General features: G+C 71.2%; 13 protein-coding genes. 5 read left to right on the top strand and 8 right to left on the bottom strand.

All coding sequences use genetic code 11. The features are described from left to right. Positions 1-20: 20 nt before the first annotated feature. The 3 genes from AC0ZLC_RS27050 to AC0ZLC_RS27040 are packed head-to-tail and all read right to left on the bottom strand — an operon-like array spanning position 21 to position 2,499. Positions 21-821 carry an amino acid ABC transporter ATP-binding protein gene (locus AC0ZLC_RS27050; protein WP_476754575.1) on the bottom strand — a complete coding sequence of 267 codons (801 nt, stop codon included), beginning with the start codon at positions 819-821 and terminating at the stop codon, positions 21-23. Next, the gene (locus tag AC0ZLC_RS27045; RefSeq protein WP_476754574.1) at positions 818-1,651 is read right to left on the bottom strand and encodes an amino acid ABC transporter permease; all 834 of its coding nucleotides are present in this window, start codon (positions 1,649-1,651) and stop codon (positions 818-820) included. Before AC0ZLC_RS27045 ends, AC0ZLC_RS27050 begins: the two co-directional genes overlap by 4 nt. After that, positions 1,648-2,499, bottom strand: coding sequence for a transporter substrate-binding domain-containing protein (locus AC0ZLC_RS27040; RefSeq protein ID WP_476754573.1), 852 nt, complete (start codon positions 2,497-2,499; stop codon positions 1,648-1,650). Before AC0ZLC_RS27040 ends, AC0ZLC_RS27045 begins: the two co-directional genes overlap by 4 nt. A 241-nt stretch (positions 2,500-2,740) precedes the next feature. Between AC0ZLC_RS27040 and AC0ZLC_RS27035 the strand changes: the two genes are divergently transcribed. From AC0ZLC_RS27035 to AC0ZLC_RS27020, 4 genes are all read left to right on the top strand, one after another. After that, a complete protein-coding gene (locus tag AC0ZLC_RS27035; protein ID WP_476754647.1) occupies positions 2,741-3,841 on the top strand; it encodes a pyridoxal-phosphate-dependent aminotransferase family protein in 1,101 nt (366 codons plus the stop codon). A 520-nt stretch (positions 3,842-4,361) separates the two neighbouring features. Beyond that, positions 4,362-4,907, top strand: a complete 546-nt coding sequence (ectA, locus tag AC0ZLC_RS27030) for a diaminobutyrate acetyltransferase (RefSeq protein ID WP_476754572.1) — start codon at positions 4,362-4,364, stop codon at positions 4,905-4,907. A gap of 58 nt (positions 4,908-4,965) precedes the next feature. After that, positions 4,966-6,240: a diaminobutyrate--2-oxoglutarate transaminase gene (gene ectB, locus AC0ZLC_RS27025; protein WP_476754571.1), complete on the top strand. Its 1,275-nt coding sequence runs from the start codon at positions 4,966-4,968 to the stop codon at positions 6,238-6,240. 35 nt (positions 6,241-6,275) lie between these two features. Continuing rightward, positions 6,276-6,674 (top strand): ectoine synthase, encoded by a 399-nt coding sequence (locus AC0ZLC_RS27020; protein ID WP_476754570.1) that lies wholly within the window; start codon positions 6,276-6,278, stop codon positions 6,672-6,674. Between the two features lie 67 nt (positions 6,675-6,741). On the opposite strand, the gene AC0ZLC_RS27015 is transcribed toward AC0ZLC_RS27020, so the two are convergent. The 5 genes from AC0ZLC_RS27015 to AC0ZLC_RS26995 form a co-directional block, all read right to left on the bottom strand. After that, entirely contained in the window at positions 6,742-7,791 is a 1,050-nt protein-coding gene (locus AC0ZLC_RS27015) for an aminotransferase class V-fold PLP-dependent enzyme (protein ID WP_476754569.1), read from the bottom strand. A 127-nt stretch (positions 7,792-7,918) separates the two neighbouring features. Further along, a complete protein-coding gene (locus AC0ZLC_RS27010) occupies positions 7,919-8,638 on the bottom strand; it encodes a DsbA family oxidoreductase (RefSeq protein WP_476754568.1) in 720 nt (239 codons plus the stop codon). Positions 8,639-8,712: 74 nt separating this feature from the next. Beyond that, positions 8,713-9,204 carry an N-acetyltransferase family protein gene (locus tag AC0ZLC_RS27005; protein WP_476754567.1) on the bottom strand — a complete coding sequence of 164 codons (492 nt, stop codon included), beginning with the start codon at positions 9,202-9,204 and terminating at the stop codon, positions 8,713-8,715. 152 nt (positions 9,205-9,356) lie between these two features. Beyond that, positions 9,357-9,965, bottom strand: coding sequence for a DUF1349 domain-containing protein (locus AC0ZLC_RS27000; protein WP_476754566.1), 609 nt, complete (start codon positions 9,963-9,965; stop codon positions 9,357-9,359). Between the two features lie 25 nt (positions 9,966-9,990). Continuing rightward, positions 9,991-11,520, bottom strand: a complete 1,530-nt coding sequence (locus AC0ZLC_RS26995; protein ID WP_476754565.1) for an aldehyde dehydrogenase (NADP(+)) — start codon at positions 11,518-11,520, stop codon at positions 9,991-9,993. A 132-nt stretch (positions 11,521-11,652) separates the two neighbouring features. Here AC0ZLC_RS26995 and AC0ZLC_RS26990 point away from each other — a divergent pair, with 132 nt between their 5' ends. Further along, entirely contained in the window at positions 11,653-12,426 is a 774-nt protein-coding gene (locus AC0ZLC_RS26990; protein WP_476754564.1) for an IclR family transcriptional regulator, read from the top strand.

The raw sequence follows: 12,426 nt of genomic DNA, 5'->3' as shown, positions 1-12,426 counted from the left end.
TCCTGGCCCGGATGCCCTGGCTAGAGGCCCTTCTCGACCGTCCCGGGCGTGCCCTCCTCCACGTCCGCCATCGCCGGGTCCAGCAGCCGGGACAGGAAGTGCCGGGTGCGCTCGTGGCCGGGGTTGCCGATGACCTGTGCGGGGGCGCCCTCCTCGACGACCACACCGCCGTCCATGAAGACGACCCGGTCGGCGACCTCGCGGGCGAAGCTCATCTCGTGGGTGACGACCATCATGGTCATGCCCTCGTTCGCGAGCATCCGCATGACGGCGAGCACGTCCCCGACGAGCTCCGGGTCGAGGGCCGAGGTCGGCTCGTCGAAGAGCATCACCTCGGGGCCCATCGCCAGCGCCCGGGCGATCGCCACCCGCTGCTGCTGGCCGCCGGACAGCGAGGCGGGGTACGCGTCGGCCTTCTCGGACAGGCCCACCCGGCGCAGGTTCTCGGCGGCCACCTCGGCCGCCTGCGCCTTGTCGCGGCGAAGGACCCGGCGCTGCGGCAGCGCGAGGTTCTCGGTCACCGTGAGGTGCGGGAAGAGGTTGAACGCCTGGAAGACCATGCCGATCCGGCGGCGGACGGCGTCGATGTCGACGTCGGGGTGCGTCACCTCGGTGCCGCCGACGAAGACCTGCCCCTTCGTGGGCTCCTCGAGGAGGTTCACGCAGCGCAGCAGGGTCGACTTGCCGGAGCCGGAGGGGCCGATCACGCAGACCACCTCGCCGGTGCCGATCTCCAGGTCGATGCCGCGCAGCACCTCGTTGTCGCCGAAGGACTTGTGCAGCCCCTTGACCTGGATCTCCGGTGTGCTGGACGTGCTCACTTGGTGGCCTCCCCGGCCTTGGCCTCCAGGCGCCGCACGACGAAGCCGAGCGGCACGGTCACGAGCAGATAGCACAGGCCCGCGACCAGGATCGGCGTGGAGTTGGCGGTCTGGCTCGCCAGGTCGCGGCCGAACTTGGTGAGTTCGCGCTCCTCCAGCGTGACACCGAGGAACAGCACCAGCGAGGAGTCCTTGAAGAGCAGGACCAGTTCGTTGGTGAGCGGCGGGATCACGATGCGGAACGCCTGCGGGACGATGATCGAGACCATGGCCCTGGCGTGCGAGAAGCCCAGTGAACGGGCCGCCTCCATCTGCCCCTTGGGCACCGCCTGGATGCCGGCGCGGATCGTCTCCGCCATGTACGCGGCGGAGACCAGGCCGAGTGCGAGCGCCACCTTGCCGTAGGTGCCGCCCGGGATCTCCGTGCCGGGGAACGCCAGCGGTACGGCGACGCCCACGAAGACGAAGATCAGCAGGGCCGGCAGCCCGCGGAAGACCTCGATGTAGATGCCGGAGAGCCAGCGGTAGGGGCCCACCGGCGACAGCCGCATGAGAGCGATGACCATGCCGAGCACGAGGCCGAAGACGAAGCCGGACATCGTGTACAGCACGGTGTTCTTCAGGGCCAGCGTGATGACGTCCGGGAACATCTGCCGGACCAGGTCCCACTGCGCGAACTGGTTCTTCAGCCGTCCCCAGTCCGCCGTGAACGCGAAGGCGATCAGGGCGGCGACGAACACGACGTACTGGACACCGCGCGACACGGCACGCTTCTGCCGCCGGGTCAGGCCGGACTTGCGGGGCTGGACCGTGGTGCCGGCTTCGCTCATGAGGCGGACGGGGAGGCGGTCGCCGCGGACTCGTCGTACGGGCCGATCCACTTCTCGTACAGCTTCTTGTACGTGCCGTCGGCCTTGGCGTCCTTGATCGCCTCGTTGACCGCGGCGACCAGCTTGGTGTTGCCCTTCTTCACCGTGAAGCCGTACTGCTCACCGGTGTTGAGGTTGTCCACCACCTTCAGGGCGTCGGCGTTGGCCTTGTCCTTGAGCCAGCCCTGGACGACCGGGTAGTCGATGATCACCGCCTGGACCTGGCCGGTGCGCAGGCCGTTGATGACCGCGTCGGAGGACTCGAAGGAGACGGGGTCGAAGCCCTGCTTGTGCGCGTAGTCCTCACCGGTGGTCTGCGCCTGGGCGCCGAGCTTCTTGCCCTTGGACTTCACGTCCGCCAGGGAGTTGACGCCGCTCTTCCTGTCGACCAGGACGGCCTGCGTGGCGTCGAAGTACGGGTCGGAGAAGTCGACGTTCTTCTTGCGCTCCTCGGTGATGGTCATACCGGCGGCGGCGAGGTCGCACTGGCCGGAGTTGAGGAACGCGCCGGTCTTGAAGTTCTCGAACGGCGTGTCGACGATGACCTGCTTCACGCCGAGGTCCTTGGCGACCAGGTCGATGAGGGAGACGTCGAAGCCCTGCACCTTGCCGTCGACCTCCGACTGGAAGGGCGGGTACGGCAGGTGGGTGCAGGTGGTGAGCTGACCGCCCTTGACCAGCGTGACCCCGCCGGCGGTGGTCTTCTTGCCCCCGTCGTCGTCCGAGGAGCAGCCGGCCACGAGCAGCAGCCCGGCCGTCGCGGTGGTGGCGGCCAGAATGCGGGTCCGGCGTCCGAGGACCGAGTTCACGGGGGACCTCCTGTGAGGGAACTGGGAGTTCCGATTATAAGGAAAGGTTTGGGTTGCTCAAATCAATCCGATGGTCGCTGGGCCGTCCGGCCTCGGATCCCGGCCCCGGAGGGGGGCGGGGCGCCGACTGCGGCCGCCCGGACCTTGCCGGGGCCGCCGCGGGACCGCCCGTTACGCTCATACCGCGTATCCACGTACTGGAATCCGCGTACTGGAACCCGTGAGTGAAGAGAGCGTCGCCGTGACCCACCCCTTCCTGGACCTGGCCCCCTTGACCGCGGCGCACTTCGCGTCGATCGAGGACCGGGTGGCCCGGCTGCTGTCCACCGGGCAGGACGTCGTCATCATGCAGGGCGAGGCGCTGCTTCCGCTGGAGGGCGCGATCCGCGCCACCGCGGGACCGGGGACGACGGCTCTCAACATCGTCACGGGCCCGTACGGGCAGACGTTCGGCGACTGGCTGCGGGACTGCGGGGCGCGGGTGATCGACCTCGCCGTGCCCTTCCACGCGGCCGTCACGGCCGAGCAGGTCCGGGCGGCCTTCGCCGAGCACCCGGGGATCGACTTCGTCTCGCTCGTGCACGCCGAGGCGGCCACCGGCAACACGAACCCGGTCGGCGCGATCGGCGAGGTGGTACGGGAGCACGGCGCGCTGTTCTACCTGGACGCCGTCGCCTCGATCGGCGCCGAGCCGGTGCTGCCGGACGCGTGGGGCGTGGACCTGTGCGTCATCGGGGCCCAGAAGGCGATGGGCGGGCCCGCGGGCGTGTCGGCGGTGTCCGTGAGTGAGCGGGCGTGGGCACGGATGGCGGCGAATCCCGCGGCCCCGCGCCGGTCGTACCTCTCCCTCCTGGACTGGAAGGAGCGGTGGATCGACGGCGGCCGCAAGGCGCTGCTGCACGCGCCCGCGCAGCTGGAGATGCTGGCGCTCGAGGCGTGCGTCGAGCGCATCGAGGCCGAGGGTCCGGCCGCGGTGATGGCCCGCCACGCCTCGGCGGCGGCGGCCACGCGCGCGGGCGCCCTCGCGCTGGGCGGGGGCATCGAGCCGTACGTGCACGAGGTGTCGGACGCCGCGCCCGTGGCGACCACGCTGCGGACGCCGCCCGGGATCGACGCGTCGGAACTGGTGGCGCGGGCCCTGGCCGCCGATCCCGCGCTCCCGCTGGTGGCGGGCGGGGGCGCGCTCGCCAAGGAGATGATCCGGGTGAACCACTACGGTCCTGACGCGACGCGCGGCGTCGTGCGGGCCTGCCTGACGGCGCTGGGGTCCGCGCTGGCCGAGCTGGGCGGCGCGGTGGACCTGGAGGCGGCGGGGCGCGCGGTGTCCGACGTGTGGGAGTGATCCCGAACTCGTGCGTCCCGCGCCCGGGTCCGTCCCCGGGCGGGTGATGGGCCCCGGCCGTCCGGCTGGGGCCTGCCCCTCGTACGCGCGTCGGCCCCTTGGCGTGAGGCGTCTCACGACGCCGGAGCATGCCGCGCGCGTGGGACGGCCTCACCTCTCCGAGTTGCCGAGATCTGCCACGTCCACAGAAATGCGGCGCAATGCAAAGCACCTTTCCCCAGCTATTCACTCAGCATTATCCGGAATAGCTTCCCTTTGCTCTCCTGCCCGCTTTCGCTGATGTTAAACGCAAATATTTCGCGAACGCCGACCGAGGGGTTCCGGGCACGTCGCGCACAGGTCACCGCGTTGTGATGCACTCCACAAGACGCCCTTTTCCTCCCCCCTTATACGGACAGAACGCCGGATAACGCCTTGCTCGAACCGAGCGGCTCACGCCCGCGTGATAACACAAGCATGGCGTGTCCGTAACCCCGGCCGACGATGCAATTTCAACTTTCGCTGGGTAAATTCAATCGGCATGACCGCCGCACCAGCAGACCTGCAAGCGGAATTCCTGGGAATGCCCGAGGGCCTCCGGATCGACCGTCCGGAGGTGGCCGACGGGGCCGCGCTCTGGCGCATCGCCAAGGACTCCGGAAACCTCGACCTGAACTCCTCGTACAGCTACCTCCTGTGGTGCCGTGACTTCGCCGGCACGTCGGCGGTGGCCCGGGACGCGGAGGGGAACCCCGTCGGTTTCGTCACCGGCTACGTCCGCCCCGAGCAGCCGCACACGCTGCTCGTGTGGCAGGTGGCCGTCGACGGCGACTACCGCGGGCGCGGACTGGCCGCCGCGCTGCTCGACGGGCTGACCGCCCGGCTGGCGAAGGAGAGCGAGCACCGGCCCGAGTTCGTCGAGACCACGATCACGCCGGGCAACACCGCCTCCGAGCGCCTGTTCGCGTCGTACGCCGCACGCCGCGGCGCGGCCCTGGAGCGGGAGGTCCTGTTCGACACCGGGCATTTCCCCGACGGGCCGCACGACCCCGAGGTGCTCCACCGCATCGGACCGCTGTCTCTCTGAACCGCCGTCCCCTCTCCGGCATCCCCCCACGACTTCATCTCCCAGGAGGAGATTCGCTGTGACCATCACCCAGCCCGACCTGAGCGTCTTCGAGACCGTGGAGTCGGAGGTGCGCAGCTACTGCCGCGGCTGGCCCACCGTCTTCGACCGCGCCCGGGGCAGCCGCATGTACGACGAGGACGGGCACGCCTACCTCGACTTCTTCGCGGGCGCCGGGTCGCTCAACTACGGCCACAACAACCCCGTGCTCAAACGCGCCCTGATCGACTACCTGGAGCGCGACGGCGTCACCCACGGTCTCGACATGTCGACGACCGCCAAGCGCGCCTTCCTGGAGTCCTTCCAGAACCTGATCCTGCGCCCGCGCGACCTGCCCTACAAGGTCATGTTCCCGGGCCCGACGGGCACCAACGCGGTGGAGTCCGCGCTGAAGCTGGCCCGCAAGGTGAAGGGCCGCGAGGCCATCGTGTCCTTCACCAACGCCTTCCACGGCATGTCGCTGGGCTCGCTCGCCGTCACCGGCAACGCCTTCAAGCGCGCCGGCGCCGGCGTCCCGCTCGTGCACGGCACCCCGATGCCGTTCGACAACTACTTCGACGGCCAGGTCCCGGACTTCCTCTGGTTCGAGCGGCTGCTCGATGACCAGGGCTCCGGTCTCAACAAGCCCGCCGCCGTGATCGTCGAGACGGTGCAGGGCGAGGGCGGCATCAACGTCGCGCGCCCCGAGTGGCTGCGGGCCCTCGCCGACCTGTGCGAGCGCCAGGACATGCTGCTGATCGTCGACGACATCCAGATGGGCTGCGGCCGCACCGGGGCGTTCTTCTCCTTCGAGGAGGCGGGCGTCACCCCGGACATCGTCACCGTGTCCAAGTCCATCAGCGGCTACGGACTGCCCATGTCGCTGTGCCTTTTCAAGCCCGAGCTGGACATCTGGGAGCCGGGCGAGCACAACGGCACCTTCCGCGGCAACAACCCGGCGTTCGTGACCGCCGCCGCCGCCCTGGAGACGTACTGGACCGACGGGGCCGCGATGGAGAAGCAGACCCGCACCCGCGGCGAGCAGGTCGAGCAGGCGCTGATCTCCATCACCGAGGAGAACCTCGCCGACATCAAGGAGTACCGGGGCCGCGGCCTCGTCTGGGGCCTGGAGTTCAAGGAGAAGGAGCGGGCCGGCCGGGTCGCGCAGCGCGCCTTCGAGCTCGGTCTGCTCATCGAGACCTCGGGCCCGGAGAGCGAGGTCGTCAAGCTGCTTCCGGCGCTGACGATCACGCCCGACGAACTGGACGAGGGCCTGCGCGCCCTCGCCCGCGCCGTCCGCGAGACGGTCGCCTGACCCGCGTACGCACCACAGAAAGGCAGCAACTCACCGTGATCGTCCGATCGTTCAAGGACATCGAGGGAACCGACCGTCATGTGAAGGCCAAGTCCGGCACGTGGGAGAGCAAGCGCATCGTGCTGGCCAAGGAGAAGGTCGGGTTCTCCCTCCACGAGACGACTCTGTACGCGGGCACCGAGACGTCGATGTGGTACGCGAACCACATCGAGGCGGTGCTCTGCGTGGAGGGCGAGGCCGAGCTGACCGATGACGAGACCGGCGAGAAGCACTGGATCACGCCGGGCACGATGTACCTGCTGGACGGCCACGAGCGCCACACCATGCGTCCCAGGACCGACTTCCGGTGCGTCTGCGTCTTCAATCCGCCGGTCACCGGACGGGAGGACCACGACGAGAACGGCGTGTACCCGCTGCTGACCGAGGAGGTCTGAGCGGCTGCGCACCGCGTTTTGGGCCGGCACCCCCGGGGTGCCGGCCCAGGCGGTTCTCCGCCCGCGGTCAGCCGGACAGGACGTCGAGCAGCCGGTCGACGTCGGCGGGAGTGTTGTAGAGGTGGAAGGCCGCCCTCAAGTTGCCCGCGCGGTCGGAGACTTCGACGTCGGCCCGGCTCAGTTCGGCCTGCCGGTGGCCGAGCCGCGGGACGGAGACGATGGGTGAGCCGGGAGCCGGCACGGGCGCGTGCCCGAGCCGGTCGAGCCCCGCCCGGAACCGGTCGGCGAGCGCGAGGTCGTGGGCCCGTACGGCGTCCACGCCAAGTTCCCCGATCAGGGCCAGCGAGTGTCGGGCTCCCGCGTACGAGAAGAGGCTGGGGCTCTCGTCGAACCGCCGTGCGGAGTGCGCGAGTTCCTCGACCGGGCCGTAGCAGCTGTCCCAGGGGCGCTCGCCCGCGACCCAACCCGCGAAGACGGGCGTGAGGCCGCCGAAGTCCTCCGGGACGACCAGGAAGGCAACGCCCCGCGGGCAGAGGAGCCACTTGAAGGCGACGGAGGACACGAAGTCGTACGCGTTCGCGTCGATCGGCAGCCAGCCCGCGGCCTGGGACACGTCGATGTACGTCCGCGCCCCGTGCGCGGCGGCCGCCTCCCTGATCGCGGCCAGGTCGGCGACCCGGCCGTCCGCGGACTGCGCGGCGCTGACGGCGACCAGTGCCGTGCCCGGGCGGACCGACTCGGCGATCCGCTCCAGCGGCACCGCGCGCACCTTGAGGTCGCCGCGCACGTGGAAGGGGTTCACGACCGAGGTGAAGTCCGCCTCGGCGGTGAGCACTTCGGCGCCCGCGGGGAGCGAGGCGGCGATCAGACCGGTGTAGACGGCGACCGAACCGCCGGCCGCCACCCGGCTGCCGGGGACGCCGGCCAGCCGGGCGAAGGCGGCCCGGGACGCCTCCACGTCGGCGAACATGTCCTGCGGCCGGCCCGCCGCCACGGACTCGACGCCGGCCCGCACGGCGTCGACCGCGCGGACCGGCAGCAGTCCGGTGCTGGCCGTGTTCAGATAGGTGTTCTTCGGGGCGAACTCGGCTCGTACGAGGCTCTCGAAGGTCTCCATGGGACCACTCTGCGGCCCCGCGAAGCCCCCGTCCATCGCCTGTTTCTGCGGGCTTTCACCAAGAAACGCTTATACGTGGGCCCCGGCCTGCGGTTTCTCCGTCGGCCGGGGTGCCCGGCCCGCGAACTCAGTTCCCCGGGACGGCGCAGCCGTCGGGGCCGCAGGCGTGCGCGTCGCCGGCCGGCTCCTGGATCAGCGTCAGCGCCGGCCGCTCGCCCCAGGCCTGGGCCAGGGCCTGGGTGAAGACCTCGGTGGGCTGGGCGCCGGAGATGCCGTACGTGCGGTCGAGGACGAAGAAGGGGACGCCGGTCGCGCCCAGCTCGACGGCCTCACGCTCGTCCGCGCGCACCGCCTCGGCGTAGGCGGCCGGGTCGGCGAGGACCGCGCGGGCCGCGTCCGCGTCGAGGCCGGCGGCGACGGCCAGCTCCACGAGCCGTTCGTCGTCGTCGAAGACGGACCGCTCCTCCGCGAAATTCGCGCGGTAGAGGAGGTCGATCAGTTCGTCCTGGCGGCCCTGCTCCCCGGCGAAGTGCAGGAGGCGGTGCATGTCGAAGGTGCTGCCGTGGTCGCGGCCCTCGGTGCGGTAGTCCAGGCCCTCCGCGGCGGCGTTCGTGCCGAGGTTGTTCTCGGCGGCCTGCGCCTGTGCCTCGCTCATCCCGTACTTCCTGGCCAGCATCGGCAGGACGAGTCCGGTGTCGCCCTTGGCGCGCGTCGGGTCCAGCTCGAAGGAGCGGTGCACCACCTCGACCTCGGCGCGGTGCGGGAAGGCGGCGAGCGCCTTCTCGAAGCGGGCCTTGCCCACGTAGCACCACGGGCAGGCGATGTCGCTCCAGATCTCGACGCGCATTCTTCGGCTTCTTCCAGGTCGTACGGGTACGGAGACGCCCTCCGCCGCATACGTGAACGTTCAAGCGGCTGGGGTCATTCCCCCGGCACCGCGTAGCGCAGGACCAGGTGGTGATCGTCCTCGGCGGGCGGGTGCTCCGGGTCCGGGACCCAGCCCCGGCGCGCGTAGAAGGCCCGGGCGCGCAGGTTCTCCACGTGCACGTCCAGCGACGCCGCGCGCTTCCCGTCCGCCTGCCACTCCTCGACGCAGGCCGCGTGCAGCGCGGTGCCGAGGCCGGTCCGCCAGTGATCGGGGTCGACGTGGAACTGGAAGAGCTTCACGGTGTCGCGGGGCGCGCCCTCGACGGTGCGGAAGGAGGCGAGCGCGGCGATCCGGCCGCGCTCGACCACGCACAGCACGTGTCCTTCCGGGCGGTCGATGGCGCTCCGCCAGTCGGCGAGCCAGTCCGTGCCGTCGTAGGGGAGGCCGTCCGGGTAGTACGTCGCCCGGGCCCGGGCGTGCAGGGCCGCGACCGCGGGGGCCTCGGCGGGCAGCGCGGTCCTGATCACCCGGTGCACCCGGGCCACACGGTCTCCGATCGCGCAACGGAGGACGTGACGGGCGGCGCGGTGGTTCCGCGGCGGTCGAACCGGGTGCGGTACGCGCTCGGGGACGGAGACCCCGGGAACGGAAGGGGCCGAGGGGGCGAAGATCCGTGGGGCCGTGTCCGCAGCGGTCGTCAGCTGCCGTCCCGCAGGTCCTTCGGCCAGGTGGGGCGGTACTCGATGGCGTCGTACGTGACCACGCAGCCCTCGCCGAGGGGGGACTGCGTCATGAAGCCGACGAGGGCCGCCCCGGACGCTTCCTCGTCGGCCAGGGTGAACAGCCGGACGAAGGTCCAGCGGACGCCGTCGCGGGAGGCGTGGAAGGCGAAGGCACGACCCGTGCGGCTGATCCGGAGCCAGACGGAACTGCCCTCGACCGTGAAGGAGTTGGCGTCGTCGGAGTGCCCCCGGGTGACCACCGTGCAGACGGTGGGCAGGTTCGGGGAGTACTCCAGGCAGAGCTTCGCCCAGGCCCGCTCCGCCACGTGCACGTAGAGCACCCCGGCGTCGAAGGGGGCGGAGGACCCGACCGTGACGCGGGCCACCAGCTGGAAGTCGCCCTCGGGCGCGCCCAGCAGCCGGGGCGCGTCGGTGGCCGGGTCCAGGGCCTCGCCGGTGGGCGGCACGAAGCGGTCCTGCCGCGCGCCCGCCCATCCGGTGAGCACTCCGTCCTCGTACGACCAGTGGCCGTCCGGCCCGTACGTGCAGAGGGGAAAGGGGAGTTGGGGAAGTTCGAAGTCCATCCGCCGAGTGTCCCAGGGGGCGGGGTCAGCGTTCGAGCCGCCCGTCGTAACGGCGGGGCAGCCCCAGCGGGTTGTCGTCGCGCAGCTCCGGCGGCAGCAGGGCCTCGGGAGCGTTCTGGTACGCCACCGGGCGCAGCCAGCGCTCGATCGCCGTACCGCCCACGGAGGTCGAGGTGGAGGTGGTCGCCGGGTAGGGCCCGCCGTGGTGCTGGGCCGGCGCGACGGCGACGCCGGTCGGCCAGCCGTTGACCAGGACACGGCCCGCGAGCGGGGTCAGCTCCGCGAGGATCTCGGCGCCGCGCCCCTCGCCGGCCGCTTCCTCGGTGGAGAGGTGGACGGTGGCGGTCAGGTTGCCCGGCAGCCGGGAGAGGACCGCGCCGGCCTCGGCGTCGTCCTCGTAGCGGGCGACGACCGTGAGCGGGCCGAAGCACTCCTCCAGGAGCAGGTCGTGCTCGCCCTCGGCCGCCAGCTTGTCCGCGGGCACGGTCAGGAAGCCGGGGCTCACCGTGTGCTCGCCGCCCGCGCCGGGGGTGACCGGGGACTCGACGCCTTCGAGGCCGGTGCGTTCGGCGACGCCGGCGAGGAAGTTGTCCCGCATCCGGTGATCGAGCAGGACCCCGGCCTCGGTGTCGCTGACGGCGTCGGTGAGGGACTTGAGCAGCCGGTCACCGGCGTCTCCGGAGGGTGCCAGCACCAGGCCGGGCTTCACGCAGAACTGGCCGACGCCGAGCGTCATCGAGCCCGCGAGCCCGGTGCCGATCGCCTCGGCGCGCTCGGCGGCGGCGGCCTCGGTGATGACGACGGGGTTGAGCGAGCCGAGCTCGCCGTGGAAGGGGATCGGCACGGGGCGCGCGGCCGCCGCGTCGAAGAGGGCACGGCCGCCGCGGACCGAGCCCGTGAAGCCGGCCGCCGAGACGAGCGGGTGCTTGACGAGCTCGACGCCCGCCTCGAAGCCGTGGACCAGGCCGACGACGCCCGCGGGGATGTCGTGCCGGGCGGCGGCCCTGCGCAGGGTCGACGCGACCAGCTCCGACAGGCCCGGGTGGTCGGGATGGGCCTTGACGACGACCGGGCAGCCCGCGGCGAGCGCGCTGGCGGTGTCGCCGCCGGCGACCGAGAAGGCGAAGGGGAAGTTCGACGCCGAGTAGACGGCGACGACGCCCAGAGGCACCTTGTAGCGGCGCAGGTCCGGTACCGGCGGGGTCGCGGTGTCGTCGGGGTGGTTGATCACGACGTCGAGGAAGGCGCCCTCGTCGACGATGTCCGCGAAGGCCCGCAGCTGGTAGCAGGTGCGGGCGAGTTCGCCGGTGAGGCGGACCGGGCCGAGCGCGGTCTCCGCGTCCGCGGCCTCGACGAGCCGGTCCTTGGCGTCTTCGAGCAGGTCGGCCGCCGTGTGCAGGAAGGCGGCGCGTACGGTGCGGTCGGCGAGGGCCCCTCTGGCGGCGTGCGCGGCGCGGACGGCCTCGTCCACCTCCTGGGCGGTGGCCTCCACCGCAACCTGCTCACGCTGCTTCCCGGTACGGGGGTCGACACTCCAGACTGGTGCTGCTGCCACCGCGGGTTCCTCCAGATGTGATGCCGTACTTCCTGTATCACTCACCAGGCGCGTTCGATATACTGAACGCTGTCTCTGATGGTGAATATGCTGTTGGAGACTATTTCGCGTCCAACGAAGGGGTCAAGCGCGATGTCGGCAGTCGAGACAGGCGGCGGGGCACAGGTGAAGTCCGCGGTACGGACCGTGGAACTGCTCGAGTACTTCGCCGGCCGGCCCGGAATGCACTCCCTGGCCGCCGTCCAGGAGGCCGTCGGCTACCCCAAGTCGAGCCTGTACATGCTGCTGCGCACGCTGGTGGAGCTCGGCTGGGTCGAGACGGACGCGACCGGCACGCGGTACGGCATCGGCGTCCGCGCCCTCTTGGTCGGCACGTCCTACATCGACGGCGACGAGGTGGTGGCCGCGGCCCGGCCCACGCTGGACCGGTTGTCGGACGACACGACGGAGACGATCCACCTCGCCCGGCTCGACGGGACGAACGTCGTCTATCTCGCCACCCGCCAGTCGCAGCACTACCTGCGCCCCTTCACCCGGGTGGGACGGCGGCTGCCCGCCCACTCCACCTCCCTGGGCAAGGCACTGCTGGCCTCCCACACCGACGAGCAGGTCCGCAAGATGCTCCCGGAGACGCTGCCGGCGCTGACCGAGCACACCATCACCGACCGGGAGAAGCTCATCGAGGAGCTGCACCAGGTGCGGGAGCAGGGTTTCGCGGTGGACCGCGAGGAGAACACACTGGGGCTGCGCTGCTTCGGCGTGGCGATCCCCTACCGCACGCCCGCGCGGGACGCGATCAGCTGCTCCGTGCCGGTGGCGCGGCTCACGCCCGCCCACGAGCAGATGGTCAAGGACGCGCTGTTCGACGCCCGTGACCGGCTCACCCTTGCGACGCGGAGGCTCTGA

Source organism: Streptomyces sp. GLSS-08 (assembly GCF_056387915.1).
Note: the sequence above shows the minus strand (reverse complement) of the source record. Positions and strands in the feature narration are given on the sequence as shown.

Coding starts and splice junctions, on each gene's coding strand:
- AC0ZLC_RS26990 (WP_476754564.1), top strand. CDS start 11,653: ATGTCGGCAGTCGAGACAGGCGGCGGGGCACAGGTGAAGTCCGCGGTA.
- AC0ZLC_RS27000 (WP_476754566.1), bottom strand. CDS start 9,965: ATGGACTTCGAACTTCCCCAACTCCCCTTTCCCCTCTGCACGTACGGG.
- AC0ZLC_RS27015 (WP_476754569.1), bottom strand. CDS start 7,791: ATGGAGACCTTCGAGAGCCTCGTACGAGCCGAGTTCGCCCCGAAGAAC.
- AC0ZLC_RS27045 (WP_476754574.1), bottom strand. CDS start 1,651: ATGAGCGAAGCCGGCACCACGGTCCAGCCCCGCAAGTCCGGCCTGACC.
- AC0ZLC_RS27010 (WP_476754568.1), bottom strand. CDS start 8,638: ATGCGCGTCGAGATCTGGAGCGACATCGCCTGCCCGTGGTGCTACGTG.
- ectA (WP_476754572.1), top strand. CDS start 4,362: ATGACCGCCGCACCAGCAGACCTGCAAGCGGAATTCCTGGGAATGCCC.